The sequence below is a fragment of the Nitratiruptor sp. YY08-10 genome, assembly GCF_016629565.1.
Taxonomy (GTDB): domain Bacteria; phylum Campylobacterota; class Campylobacteria; order Campylobacterales; family Nitratiruptoraceae; genus Nitratiruptor.
In genome coordinates this window covers 520,929-534,669 of sequence record NZ_AP023057.1, presented here as the reverse complement: position 1 = coordinate 534,669, position 13,741 = coordinate 520,929, and the positions used below count along the sequence as shown (strand labels likewise).

General features: G+C 41.3%; 13 protein-coding genes. 3 read left to right on the top strand and 10 right to left on the bottom strand.

Going from position 1 to position 13,741, the window contains the following annotated elements; translation table 11 throughout:
- Positions 1-110 precede the first annotated feature (110 nt).
- Genes JG735_RS03015 through JG735_RS03005 form a run of 3 tightly spaced genes read left to right on the top strand, consistent with a single transcriptional unit; the run spans position 111 to position 2,224 of the window.
- Positions 111-569, top strand: coding sequence for a PAS domain-containing protein (locus JG735_RS03015; protein ID WP_201335357.1), 459 nt, complete (start codon positions 111-113; stop codon positions 567-569).
- Positions 569-1,036 (top strand): hypothetical protein, encoded by a 468-nt coding sequence (locus JG735_RS03010; protein WP_201335356.1) that lies wholly within the window; start codon positions 569-571, stop codon positions 1,034-1,036. The genes JG735_RS03015 and JG735_RS03010 overlap by 1 nt, the downstream gene beginning before the upstream one ends.
- A gap of 60 nt (positions 1,037-1,096) precedes the next feature.
- The gene (locus JG735_RS03005; protein WP_201335355.1) at positions 1,097-2,224 is read left to right on the top strand and encodes a cytochrome-c peroxidase; all 1,128 of its coding nucleotides are present in this window, start codon (positions 1,097-1,099) and stop codon (positions 2,222-2,224) included.
- Here JG735_RS03005 and JG735_RS03000 read toward each other — a convergent pair.
- From JG735_RS03000 to JG735_RS02955, 10 genes are read right to left on the bottom strand one after another with little or no spacing between them, the layout of a single operon-like run.
- Positions 2,221-2,673, bottom strand: a complete 453-nt coding sequence (locus JG735_RS03000) for a Sua5/YciO/YrdC/YwlC family protein (protein WP_201335354.1) — start codon at positions 2,671-2,673, stop codon at positions 2,221-2,223. The two genes, JG735_RS03005 and JG735_RS03000, sit on opposite strands and share 4 nt — an antisense overlap.
- Positions 2,666-5,920, bottom strand: a complete 3,255-nt coding sequence (gene carB, locus JG735_RS02995; RefSeq protein WP_201335353.1) for a carbamoyl-phosphate synthase large subunit — start codon at positions 5,918-5,920, stop codon at positions 2,666-2,668. Before carB ends, JG735_RS03000 begins: the two co-directional genes overlap by 8 nt.
- Positions 5,921-5,963: 43 nt before the next feature.
- Positions 5,964-6,713, bottom strand: a complete 750-nt coding sequence (mreC, locus tag JG735_RS02990) for a rod shape-determining protein MreC (RefSeq protein ID WP_201335352.1) — start codon at positions 6,711-6,713, stop codon at positions 5,964-5,966.
- Positions 6,706-7,740, bottom strand: a complete 1,035-nt coding sequence (locus tag JG735_RS02985; RefSeq protein WP_236584209.1) for a rod shape-determining protein — start codon at positions 7,738-7,740, stop codon at positions 6,706-6,708. Before JG735_RS02985 ends, mreC begins: the two co-directional genes overlap by 8 nt.
- Before the next feature lie 9 nt (positions 7,741-7,749).
- Positions 7,750-8,979, bottom strand: a complete 1,230-nt coding sequence (gene clpX, locus JG735_RS02980; RefSeq protein WP_201335351.1) for an ATP-dependent Clp protease ATP-binding subunit ClpX — start codon at positions 8,977-8,979, stop codon at positions 7,750-7,752.
- A gap of 13 nt (positions 8,980-8,992) precedes the next feature.
- A complete protein-coding gene (lpxA, locus tag JG735_RS02975; RefSeq protein WP_201335350.1) occupies positions 8,993-9,757 on the bottom strand; it encodes an acyl-ACP--UDP-N-acetylglucosamine O-acyltransferase in 765 nt (254 codons plus the stop codon).
- Positions 9,757-10,203 carry a 3-hydroxyacyl-ACP dehydratase FabZ gene (gene fabZ, locus JG735_RS02970; RefSeq protein ID WP_201335349.1) on the bottom strand — a complete coding sequence of 149 codons (447 nt, stop codon included), beginning with the start codon at positions 10,201-10,203 and terminating at the stop codon, positions 9,757-9,759. The genes lpxA and fabZ overlap by 1 nt, the downstream gene beginning before the upstream one ends.
- Positions 10,187-11,287 (bottom strand): epoxyqueuosine reductase QueH, encoded by a 1,101-nt coding sequence (locus tag JG735_RS02965; RefSeq protein WP_201335348.1) that lies wholly within the window; start codon positions 11,285-11,287, stop codon positions 10,187-10,189. Before JG735_RS02965 ends, fabZ begins: the two co-directional genes overlap by 17 nt.
- Positions 11,281-13,161, bottom strand: a complete 1,881-nt coding sequence (locus JG735_RS02960) for an NAD(+) synthase (protein WP_201335347.1) — start codon at positions 13,159-13,161, stop codon at positions 11,281-11,283. The genes JG735_RS02965 and JG735_RS02960 overlap by 7 nt, the downstream gene beginning before the upstream one ends.
- The gene (locus JG735_RS02955; protein ID WP_370583466.1) at positions 13,162-13,662 is read right to left on the bottom strand and encodes a peptidylprolyl isomerase; all 501 of its coding nucleotides are present in this window, start codon (positions 13,660-13,662) and stop codon (positions 13,162-13,164) included.
- Positions 13,663-13,741: the final 79 nt, after the last annotated feature.

The window sequence follows — 13,741 nt, the reverse complement described above, 5'->3', positions numbered from 1 at the left end:
CTCGATAAATGTTTTTCTAATTATATCTTTTTCAATACTCTATTGCGATTTTACTATTTTTACTTTATAATATAAATAATAATAAAAAGTAATATAAAGGACTGTTTGTAATGGGATATAAGAAAAAAATAAAAAATCTTATCACCGGACAAGAGATTATAAAACCAGATCCCGTAGATGAAGAGGTACCGTTTGATGGTGGTGTGATGATCACAGAAACAGACACCGCAGGCATCATTACCTATGCAAATAGAAAATTTCGCGAAATGACTGGATATACCAAAGAGGAACTCATCGGCTCTCCGCATAATATCAACCGCCATCCCGATATGCCAAGCGCCGCTTTTGAGGATTTGTGGAATACGATCAAACGCGGCGAGTACTGGGAAGGTTATGTCAAAAATATGAGAAAAGACGGGAAGTACTACTGGGTTGTCGTCTGGATTAAACCAAAATTTGACGACAAAGGCAATATCACTGGTTACATCGCCGGCCGAAAAGTTCCGGATAGAAAAATGGTAGAACGTGTAATAGAACAATACAAAGAGATGAAAGCTCAGGAAGAGTAGTGTTTATCAACCGCTTTCCCAAAATGGCTGCACTGCAAAAATATAGAGCACTTGCACTTGGTTTCGATGAAGAGATGGCCGAAGCGATAGGCATCGCACAAGCCACAAAATATGCCATTTTCAAAAATCTCTCCTATCGACGCCGCAAAGAGCAAGAGGTGGAATATATAACGAAAAAACTTAAACAAGCTCCAGAAAACCTTGACGAAAAAACTTTCGCAATCTTCAAACTACAAGCATTTCACGGTCTCCCCTTTGTCGGGAACAAAACCTATACCAGCGAGGACTACAAAAAAGCAGTTTTTATGAAATTTGGGGAAGAGATTGGTCGAAAAATCGAACAATGGGCACAAACAATCATAGCTTCATGCAAGAACGAATTTTTGGAAAATGAACAGAAATTTTTTAATGAATGCTGGAAACCACATCGAGACGAAGACCCATCAACAATTGATACAGGTCAATGAAGAAATTTCCATATAATTCATATACTTTCTTATGAAGTTATCCGAATATGAAAGTTTATTATGAAAAAAATATTTATTCTTATTGTTTTGCCACTTCTTATAATTACTACTCCCTATATTTTAGGAAAAGTTAACACCTATGTTACACTTCATGCACCCGCACAGCAAATATCTCCTCAACAGCTTCGGCAATTGGCAATTTCTGCTGGATTTCAATCCAATCCAAAAAATTTCGATGAACTTTTAAAACTTCTCGATACACCATCTAATAGACTTACGAAAGAAAAAATTCTTCTTGGAAAGATGCTCTTTTTCGATCCAAGTCTCTCCAAAGATCGAACTATCAGCTGTGCAAGTTGCCATGATCTTGACAGAGGCGGGGATGATGACAGGCCAACGGCAATCGGTTATAAAAACCGAAAAAATCCTCATCATCTCAACTCCCCAACTGTTCTCAATGCCGCCCTTCAAAAGTTTCAATTTTGGGATGGAAGAGCAAAAAGTGTAGAAGAACAGGCAAAGGGTCCTTTGCAAGCACCTTTTGAAATGGCAATGACGCCAAAAGATGTGGTGGAACGAGTACGACAAAATCCATCTTACCGCAAGATGTTTACAGAGGTTTTTGGCAAAGGCACTATTACATTTGATCAAATTACAAAAGCAATAGGAGCGTATGAACGAACGCTTCTTACACGAGGGCGGTTTGATGATTTTCTTGATGGCAATTTAAGTGCGTTGACTCCAAAAGAGCAAAAAGGATTAAAACTTTTTATCAATATCGGCTGCAAAGCCTGCCATATGGGACGCAGCATTGGCGGACAGATAATACAAAAATTTCCAATTATCGAATATCATAACCCAATCTATCCGGTTTTCGGTTTTTATAACAACAAATACTATTTCAAAGAGTTGCGTTTTGATACAAATATCTCGTACGATCCCTACCCGTTTCCAGACATTGGTCATTACTACGGAAAAAACAGTGCCAAATATTTTAAAGTACCAATCTTGCGCAATATCACCAAAACAGCCCCCTATTTTCACAATGGCACCGTCAAAAACCTCAAAGAGGCTATTCGGATAATGGGAAAATACCAAAGAGGATTGGAATTAAACAAAGAACAAATTGATAGTATTGAGGCATTTTTGCATACCCTTGAAGGAGATGTAATCGATTATGGTATTTAACGAACCTTTTTGAGTTTACTTTGTGATAGTCGAAAGATTTGTGAAGGCTTACTTTCATAAAGACCTCGTCTATCCTCTACCACAATATCTGCTTTTTGAACAGCCCAGTGTCGCTCAAATCTTTTACCGCTTTCATTGGCGCTTGTCGAGTAAAACCAGCCAAACTTCTTTAAAAATCTATAGTGTTCCGTACTCTTGATAACCCGCAACGCTTTGCCATTTGGATAGATAAAAGTACTTCTTTTCGATCTTCTCACTCTCTTTTTATGCTTTTTAGGAACTCTGACAAAATGCTTCAACACTGAAAAAGAGGAAACGGCTATCAAGAAGGGTTTTGATGGAGGTCGATTTTTGATATTTGCCAGTTTTGAGCTATCTTGACTCAAAAATCCGACTGTCGTGTCGGTTTGAGCCAAGTAAATCTTTTTTGGATCTAAAATATTACTCATTCAAATAGTCTTGCAACGCTTTTGGTTGCAGATCATGCTCTTTCAAAGATCGTATCGCTTCAGCAGCCACAAGAGCGGCCGATACTGTGGTAAAGTACGGGATCTGGTGTCGTAAAACCTGCTCCCGTATCCGTTTTGCATCGTTTTTGCTTGCTTTGTTGTCGCTGGTGTTGATGGCCATGGCAATCTCGCCATTTTTGATCATATCTTCAATGTTGGGCCGACCTTCACTGATTTTGAGTACCAGCTGACTCTCGACACCATTATCTTTTAAAATTTGGTGGGTTCCTCTCGTAGCAACGATCTCGAATCCAAGATCGATATAGGTTTTTGCGAGCTTCGGTGCAAAAGGCTTGTCATAATCGGTCAAAGACAAAAAGAGCTTCCCAGCTGTAGCGAGTCTGTTTCCGGCAGCAAACTGTGCTTTGGCAAAACTCTCTCCAAAACTTTTGCTCACTCCCATCACTTCACCGGTACTCTTCATCTCAGGTCCCAAAATAAGATCGGCTCCAGGGAGTTTGTTGAATGGAAAGACAGCCTCTTTTACCGAAATATGGCTTTTGAGTTTCGGTTTGAAGATTTCACCGCTAAAATCCACTATGCCATACTCATCGTAAAATTCAAGCGCCTCTTTGAGATCCCCTTTGATCATCACCCGAGTTGCCACTTTTGCCATCGGTACACCCGTAGCTTTACTCACAAATGGAACGGTTCGCGAAGCTCTTGGATTGACTTCTATGAGATAAACTTCATCTTTGTAAATGGCATACTGAATATTGAGTAAGCCTTTGACTCCAAGGCCTAGTGCAATTTTTTTCGTCTGATTTTCGACTTCATGCAAAATCGCTTCATCGATGCTTACTGTTGGCAAAGAGCATGCGCTGTCGCCTGAGTGGATCCCAGCCTCTTCGATATGCTGCATAATACCGCCGATATAAACATTTGTTCCATCACTTATCGCGTCTACATCCAGTTCGATTGCATGGTCAAGAAATTTATCGATGAGCACGGGAGACTCATGGCTCACACTGACCGCTTCATCCATATATTCTTTGAGTTCATTTTCGTTGTAAACGATACGCATTGCCCGACCACCTAGTACGTAACTAGGACGAACAAGGACCGGATAGCCTATCTCATCGGCGATTTTGAGCGCATCCTCTTTTGTAAACGCAGTTCCATTTGGAGGCTGTTTGAGTCCGTTTTTGGCAACGAACGTACTGAATTTCTCTCTGTCTTCTGCCAAGTCGATCACTTTCGCACTTGTTCCTACGATTTTTGCTCCCAAGGCAGTCAGAGGTTTTGCAAGTTTGAGTGGCGTTTGCCCGCCAAAATGGACGATAACTCCGCTTGGATTTTCCTCTTTGATCACTTGCCTTACGTGCTCAAGATCAATTGGCTCAAAGTAAAGTATATCGCTGGTATCATAATCGGTAGAAACTGTTTCAGGGTTGCAGTTGTACATAATAGACTTTATACCCATATCTTTCAAAGCAAAGGCAGCATGGACACAGCAGTAATCAAATTCGATTCCCTGGCCGATTCTGTTTGGACCGCCGCCGATAATGAGTACTTTCTCTTCGTCGGTCTCTTTTTCTACCCTTGGCAGTTTTGTAATATTGGTAGAACTATACAAATATGGCGTACGTGCCGGAAATTCTGCGGCACAGGTATCAACCTCATTGTATTCCAGCTCAATACCTAAAGCAACTCTTGCATTGTAAACATCATTTTCACTTAAATCGGTATGCTCTTTTTCATTGATGAGTTTTGCAATCATCTTATCGCTAAAGCCATAGGTTTTAGCTCTTCTTAGAAGTTCTTCATTTTGCAAAATATCAAGATCGATTTGCTTTTCAAACGCAACTATCTCTTCGATTTGGTACAAAAACCAGGGATCGATTTTGGAAAGTTCATGAATCTCTTCTACACTCAAGCCTTCTCGAAATCCCTGAGCCACATATAGAAGTCTTTTTTCGTTCGGTCTTCTGATTTCTCTTCGAATGGTATCGATATCGGCTTCGATTTTTTCAAATCCGCTAAGACCAGTCTCCAGGGAGCAAAGCCCTTTTTGTATGGACTCTTTGAAGGTTCTTCCTATCGCCATCACCTCACCGACACTTTTCATGGAAGTAGTGAGGGTTGAATCAGCCATAGGAAATTTTTCAAAGGTAAATCGAGGTATTTTTGTTACGATATAATCAATCGTCGGTTCAAAACTTGCAGCAGTTCCTGTAATATCATTTTCAATCTCATCTAATGTATACCCGACAGCAAGCAAAGTAGCTACTTTGGCAATTGGATAACCAGTCGCTTTGGAAGCGAGTGCACTGCTTCTAGAAACTCTTGGGTTCATCTCGATAACAATCATTCTGCCTGTTTTCGGATTGACGGCAAATTGAACGTTACTCCCCCCAGTATCTACACCAATTTCTCTCAAAATTGCAAATGAAGCATCCCTCATTCTTTGATATTCTTTATCGGTAAGCGTAAGAGCAGGTGCAACAGTAATGGAATCTCCAGTATGAACCCCCATAGGATCAAGGTTTTCGATGGAGCAGACGATAATACAGTTATCCTCCTTGTCTCGAATCACCTCCATCTCATACTCTTTCCATCCAAGGAGGCTCTCTTCAATCAATATCTCATTGATCGGACTTGCCTCTAATCCTTTTGCAGCCAATGTTTTAAATTCATCGATATTGTATGCAACTCCACTTCCACCACCTGCAAGAGTATAGGAAGCTCGGATGATGAGAGGAAAGCCGATCTCGGCAGCCGCTTCCATTGCCTCTTCCATACTGTAGGCATACCGGCTTTTTGGCAAATCCATACCAATCTTTAGCATCGCCTCTTTGAAGGCCTGCCTATCTTCACCCTTCTTGATCGCTTCGGGCTTTGCTCCCAAGAATTCAACACCCTCGAGCATTCCCTTCTCGTACATGCTCATTGCCACATTGAGCGCCGTTTGACCACCCATCGTAGGTAAAATAGCATCGACCTTCTCTTGTTGAATGATTTTATAGACAACATCTTCAGTAATTGGTTCAATGTAGGTTCGGTCGGCAAAACCGGGATCGGTCATGATGGTTGCCGGGTTGGAGTTGATGAGAACAACCCTGTATCCAAGAGATTTAAGAGTTTTTACAGCTTGCGTTCCGGAGTAGTCGAATTCACACGCCTGACCTATGACGATGGGGCCAGATCCTATGAGTAAAATCGTTTTGATATCTTCTCTTTTTGGCATGATATCCCTTGCGTTTTAGTTTTTGATTTTATCCAAATAATGTTTATAACTTCATTAGCCAAAAAAACCTTGGATGTGATAGATCGGCATAGTTTCGAACCTTCGCAATCTTGTAACTGCCTTCATGTTTGATCTCGACAACGCGTCCAACCTTTATCCCATACACAAAGATTCCATCCAAGCCGTTTGTCACCACTTCATCTCCAACATGAATATGCTCATAATTTGGAATATACTTGACAATTGTAAAACGGTTATCACCATTTCCGATAGCAATTCCATACGCTTTTGCTCCTACTTGCACTCCAAAAGAGCACTTTTTGTTTCCCAAAAGCAACAATTTGCTTCTTTTGTCTTCTCCGATAGCGATCCCTGCGACATAGGCTCCTTTTAAAGCACCTACAATACCTTCTTTTGGAATATCTGCATCGATCCAAAGGGTCGTAAAATCACCGAGTTTCACATAGGAAAGAGCTTCAACGGACTCTACTTTGAGAGAGGTTTTCTCGAAAATTTTGCAATCTTGCAACAAAGCACGGTATCGGTCTTCTAAATCCGAATACAACACTTTGTATTTGAAAAGTTCTCTGTTTTGTGCTCGTAGTTTTTGGATCGTTTGCTGTTGATTGAGATGTTCTTCCAAAAATTGATCAAAACTTCTTTTGAGTTGCAGATACTCTTTTTTGACGCCAAAGGTAAAGCCAAGTACGATATCTTTGAAAAGAGTGTTTGTAAAAAAAAGAAGGACTGCCAAAAGGGCAGTGAACAGAAAGAGAAAGAGTTTTCTATTCATCAGTGAGTTGTTGCAAAATCTCTATTTCATCCAATACTTTTCCCGTTCCTTTGGCTACAGCCAACAAGGGCTCTTCGGCTATATAAACCGGAATCTTTACGATTTGGGAAAGATATCGATCAAGATTTCGTATCAAAGCACCTCCGCCTGTAAGAACGATGCCGTTTTCGATAATATCTCCGGCAAGCTCCGGCGGCGTCTGTTCCAATACATCTTTCAAAGCCTCTGCTATGAGTTTGAGTGGCTCTTTCATCGCCTCATAAATATCCTCACTAGTTACCGTTATGGTATTTAGAAGTCCTCCCACCTGATCGCGACCCGTCACATTCATCTTCAAAGGCTTTTCAAGTGGCAGTGCAGTACCTATCTCTATCTTTATCTCTTCGGCCACTCGGTCGCCTATAACGAGGTTGTATTTTTTCTTGACGAAATCGACAATAGCCGCATCGATTTTATCCCCAGCTATCCGAATCGATTTGCTTACCACAAGACCACCAAGCGAAATGACACCAATCTCCGTAGTACCGCCTCCTATATCAACGACAAGACTCCCTTGTGGCTCTTTGACAGGAAGTCCCGCACCAATCGCAGCAGCCATCGGCTCTTCAATCAAATACACCTCTCTCGCCCCAGCGCTTAGAGCCGACTCTTTTACTGCTTTTCTCTCTACCTGCGTCAAACCATAGGGAACACAGATGATAATGCGAGGTCGAATAAAAGCCTTTCGCTTGTGGGCCTTTTCAATGAAATATCGGATCATCTTCTCAGTGATATCAAAATCGGCTATAACACCATCTTTCATAGGACGTATCGCTTTGATATCCCCCGGAGTTTTTCCGACCATCTCTTTAGCTTCTTTTCCTACAGCCAAAATCTTTTGACGTCCTTGTCTGTCGCTTTTGATGGCCACGACAGAAGGTTCATTGATGATAATGCCTTCTCCCCGGCTCAACACAAGCGTGTTTGCCGTGCCAAGATCAATCCCCATATCATTGGAGAACATTCCGATCAGTTTATCAAATATCATCCCTGTTCCTTATGCACTGCATTTCTGTTTTTTGACAAGTATCGGAGCTGAACGTTTTTCGATCACATCTTTGGTGATTACTACTTCATATCCCTTATATTCAGGCAGATCAAACATGATGTCAACCATAATCTCTTCCATAATACTTCGAAGACCCCGTGCGCCTGTTTTTCTTTTAATGGCGAGGTCTGCTATCGCTTCAAGGGCCTCTTTTTCAAATGTCAGTTCTACCTCATCCAAGGCAAAGAGCTTCTTATACTGTTTGACAAGTGCATTTTTCGGTTCTGTCAAGATCCGAACCATATCCTCTCGGCTCAGTTCATTAAGTGTAGCAATCATATGAAGCCGACCGATAAGTTCAGGAATAAGACCATAATGGACCAAATCATCCGGTTCCACATAATTTAATAGATCACTCTCATCCCGTTTACTGCGTTTTTCTTGGCCAAACCCTAAAACATTGCCACCAAGTCTTCGTTTAATGATATCTGTCAATCCATCAAATGCCCCACCGCAGATAAAAAGGATATTGGAAGTGTCAATTTGGACAAACTCTTGATTTGGATGTTTTCGTCCACCTTTTGCACTGATATTGACAACACTTCCTTCAATAATCTTCAAAAGAGCCTGCTGTACTCCTTCTCCGCTCACATCTCTTGTAATGCTTCTATTTTCACTCAGTCTTGCAATTTTGTCGATCTCGTCGATAAATACAATTCCCTTTTCAGCCTTTTTCACATCCTCATCGGCCGCATGATAAAGACGTGTAAGGATATTTTCCACATCCTCTCCTACATAGCCGGCTTCGGTGAGGCTTGTGGCATCCGCAATCGCCAAAGGCACATCCAAGACTTTCGCCATTGTTTGAGCCATCAATGTTTTCCCACTTCCGGTCGGCCCTATAAATAATACATTTGATTTGGCAATTTCAGTATCTTCATCCACCATGTCTTGCTTGAAAATTCTCTTGTAATGGTTGTAGACAGCGACACTGAAAACTTTTTTCGCTTTTTCTTGTCCTATGACATACTGATCCAAAATAGCTTTGAGCTCTTTTGGAGTTGGAAGATAATCAAGTTTGAGCTCCTCTCCCTCTTCCTTCTCTTCAATATCGCCAAATAGAATTTTATATGCCGATACAATACAGTTTTTACAAATGTATACATGACTTTCGCTACCGGCGATTAAAGGATTGTCTCGACTCTCGAAACTTCCACAAAAACTACATTTTTTTAACATTCATTTCCCTCTTTTATCGATATGGTATTCCTCGTTTGGACGCAAGCACAAACTCAGCAAGATTTCGTACATGCTCACTGGAGCTATGGACGAGCTCTTTGGCTACCTCTTTTGGCGATTGGCCAGATTTGAACAGTTTTTTAAAGGCCTGTTTGATCTCATCCACTACTTCATTACCGAAATTTCTTCGAAGCCCGACAAGATTGAGTCCTCTCAGTTTCGCCCGGTTGCCTTCCGCTAAGGTGTACGGCGGAATATCTTGACTTACAGCACTCGCACCTCCAATCATGGCAAAATCTCCAATTTTGACAAATTGATGAATTGGGGTCATCCCTCCGATCACCACGTTGTTTCCAAGCTCTACATGTCCCGCGAGAGTCGCTGCATTGGCCAAGATACAGTTGTTTCCTATCCTGCAATCATGGGCTACATGCACATATCCCATCAAAAGGTTGTTGTCTCCAATAATCGTTTTGCCACCACCATGTGCAGTGCCCGGATTGATGAGACAAAATTCTCGAATAGTATTATTCTTGCCGATAATAAGTTCAACATCCTCTCCACCAAATTTCAAATCTTGAGGAATGGAACCAATGACGGCATTGTAAAATATCTTTGTCCCTTGTCCTATCTTTGTCTTACAATCGATGATGGCACCTTGCATAATGGTACAACCATCTTCAATCACTGCATCTTTGGAAATATAGGCATTTGGACCAATAGTAACATTTTTGCCAATTTTTGCACCCTCTTCAATAATGGCTGTTGGATGAATCATCACTTGTCCACAATCATTGCTTTAAGCTCTGCTTCAGCAACCAAATTTTCATCCACATAGGCTTTCCCATCAAGTACCCAAATGGAGCCTCGATGCTTGATAACTTCCAGATGGTACTCAAGCCTGTCTCCAGGTCTTACAGGATTGCGAAATTTCGCTTTATCAATGCTCATAAAATAGACCACTTTCTCTTTTGCTGCCTCTTGTTCCTCTTCAGAACTACTCAAAAAGGCCAAGACACCACCGGCTTGTGCCATTCCCTCTATGATCATCACACCAGGATAGATCGGATGTCCTGGGAAATGACCCTCAAATACAGGTTCTGAAATACTGACGTTTTTATAGGCCTTGACGCTTTTGCCCTTCTCCAACTCTACAACTCTATCAACAAGCAAAAATGGATATCTGTGCGGAAGAATCTTCTGAATCTCAACGACATCTAACATGCGTATCCTTTATGATGAGTCTCTCTCGTACATCTTTATAGCTTTTGGCTTCAAGATAGATCTCAAACTTTTTATCTGGAATTTTATCTAAAACCACAATAGGAGACAAACTATTCGAAAAGCCCTCTATATCATATCGGATTTTTTGCTCCAACTCCCATGGCAATCCTTGAAAAGCAAGCTCTTTTACACTTGAAAATGGCTTTTTTGAGTATCTATTGATCCAATTAAGGTCTACTATTTTTATCTCATCTCGATTGGCATATCCTATACCATCGATAATCTCTTCAACTTTTGCCTTGGCAAAATCTCTTCGAAGATGGGAATAGCTCAAAATATAACTGGGAACCACCACTTTTCCAATTCTTACAAAAGCTCTCAATAGTCTATAATTCAAAAATCGCTGGCGCACAATCTTATATGCAATCCCTTGCTCTTCCAACTCAATTCTTTTTTGATACATTTTGAGTCGCTCTTCGATAGATCCAGGAAGTATCTGCTTGGTAATCGGCTCAATCATCTCATCCATCAGCATTTGCTGATGTGCTCTTTGCTGAGAAAGACCAAAAAGACAGCCGCAGTAGTCCTGTCTATAGAGCTGCTGCTCTTTTGTCACTTTTGCTTGCTGCTGTGTTCCACCAAAAGAGCGAAAATCCACAAACACAAATTCCGTTCCAAGTTTTTGATCAACTTCACTTCCACTTTGCTTGAGCTGTTCTTGAGATTTGAGTGGACTTACAAGCAAAGTAGTGGTATATCGCTTTTCTCCAATCTCTTTTGCCTTCAGTGCTGCTCTTTGCAGCCGTTTATCAAAACAGACTTTGCAGCGCTCCCCTTTTTCGGGTTCATGTTCAAGTCCTCGAACTGCTTGCAGCCACGACTCATAATCGTACTCTCCTTCAATGAGCTCGATACCGAGCCTTTTGCAGCTTCGCTCCACATCCAATAAACGCAGTCTGTACTCACTGTAAGGATGAATGTTCGGATCATAAAAAAATCCAATAAGCTTTTCATCGGGATATTTCTCTTTCAGTTTTTCCAAAAAAAAGTGGCTATCTACACTGCAACAGATATGCACTAGCATCCATCCTCCAATTCATTCAGCCAGATAGTAACTTTTGCATCGCTTGGCATTCGCCAGTCTCCCCGAGGAGACAAGGCAATCGTTCCTACTTTGACGCCATCTGGCATCGCATTTCGTTTGAACTGGTTGGCAAAGAAGCGTTTCAAAAAGAGTTTCAGCCATTTTTTAATCGTTTTTTCATCATACTTCTCTTCAAATGCGATTTTAGCAATCGCAACAATTTTTTTGGGTTCTGCTCCATATTTTAAGAAATGGTACAAAAAAAAGTCATGAAGTTCATAAGGCCCTATGATATCTTCCGTTTTTTGAGTGATATTTCCATTTTTGGCTGGAAGCAACTCTGGAGATACCGGACGGTTGATAATATCTAACAGTATCTGTTTCAAATGGGATTGACGCAAGGCTACCCACTCTATGACATAGCGAACAAGGGTTTTCGGCACACCGGCATTGACATTGTACATGGCCATATGATCGCCATTATATGTTGCAAATCCTAGAGCGATTTCACTCAGATCTCCAGTTCCTATGACGATACCACACACTTCATTGGCCAAATCCATCAAGATCTGCGTTCTCTCCCTCGCTTGGGCATTTTCATAGGTTACATCACAAAGATTGGGATCGTGATCGATATCGCGAAAATGTTGCAAAACACTTTTGGTGATATCGATCTCTTTGCAAGTTGTTCCAAGAGCTTCACATAGCTTTCGTGCACTTTTTTTTGTTGCATCTGTCGTTCCAAATCCAGGCATGGAAACAGCTACGATATCGGTAAACGGCTTGTGCAAAAGCTCACACACTTTTGCACAGACTAACAACGCCAAGGTCGAATCAAGCCCTCCGCTGACACCAATAACAAGTTTCGTCTCTTTTGCGATATGCATCACTCTTCGTGCTAGAGCCGAAGATTGAATCGAGAAAATCTCGTGGCACACCTCGTCTCGATTCTCTTTAGGAGGAACAAAAGGATGTGGTGTGTATGATCTTCGTATATCTTTTGGTTCAGGAAGGCAAGAAAGCTCAATTTCTCGAAACGCTTGTACATCCGCATCACCGAAACTTGTCTCGCTTCGACGCAAAATTTTGAGTTTTTCAATATCAATATCGGCAATTGTTACCACATCGTCAAAAACAAAACGCTCTCCTTCAGCCAAAATCGATCCGTTTTCTGCAACTATGGTAGCGCCGCTGTAACAAAGATCACTGCTGCTTTCTCCTACACCACTGCTGGCATAAACATAGGCTCCAACGATTCTTGCACTTTGCGTCTTGACGAGCTCTTTTCTGTAGGCATGCTTTCCAACGAGTTCATCACTGGCTGAGAGATTGAATATTACATTTGCTCCAGCCGCAGCCATAGCAAAAGATGGAGGCTTTAGCGTCCAAAGATCTTCGCAAATCTCAACCCCAAAACAGAAATCCTGATATCGAAAAATCAGGTCTGTTCCAAAAGGAGCATCCAAAAGTGTGGCATCTTTTATCTCTTTGCCGCTACTAAACCAGCGCTTCTCATAAAATTCACGATAATTTGCAAGATAGCTTTTTGGAACAATTCCTAAAATATTTTGATTTTGCATCACCACGGCGCAGTTGTAGAGCCTCTCTTTGTACCAAAGTGGAGCCCCTACGATCACAACGCCATCCATTACACACTTTTTGATCTCTTCAAGCGCCTCCAATACCTTTTGGTGTACAATCTCTTGAAAAAAGAGATCACCCATCGTGTATCCGGTGATACATAGTTCAGGAAAAAGAGTAACGGCTACCTCTTTTTGGGATTGAATCAATGAGCAAATATGCTTCGTGTTTGCATCGATATTTCCCAAAAAAAGCTTGGTTGATACAGCAGCAACTCGGATAAATCCAAACATCTAATCTCTATCCTCTTTCACTTCCACTTTTTCCATGATATCGTTTTGATCAATCATATCCAGTGTCATAAGAGACTCGGCATCATCTTCGGGAATCTGTCCAAATACGGTGTGCACACCATCCAAATGGGGGCAATCCACGAAACAGATAAAAAATTGACTCCCACCCGTATCTTTTCCCGCATGTGCCATAGAAATAGTTCCACGCTTATGTTTGTGTACATTTTTATCAGTCTCGCATGCTATCGCCCATCCCGGACCCCCTCTTCCTGTTCCTTCTGGACAACCACCCTGCGCCATAAAACCTTTGATGACTCTGTGAAATGTAAGTCCATCATAAAAGCCACTGTTTGCAAGATGCGCAAAATTCGCTACGGTATTTGGAACCTCTTCGGGAAAGAGTTTGATCCAGATATCGCCTTTGCCTTTTACCTTGATATGAGCCCATTGATATTTTTGCACATCACTTAAATCATACGTTTTTAATTTTTTACCGAAAATGTTAATCATCTGCTCACCTTCAATACTATTTTTTTCCATTGTACTACATTAAATTAAGTTTATCGAAACCTTTGTTACA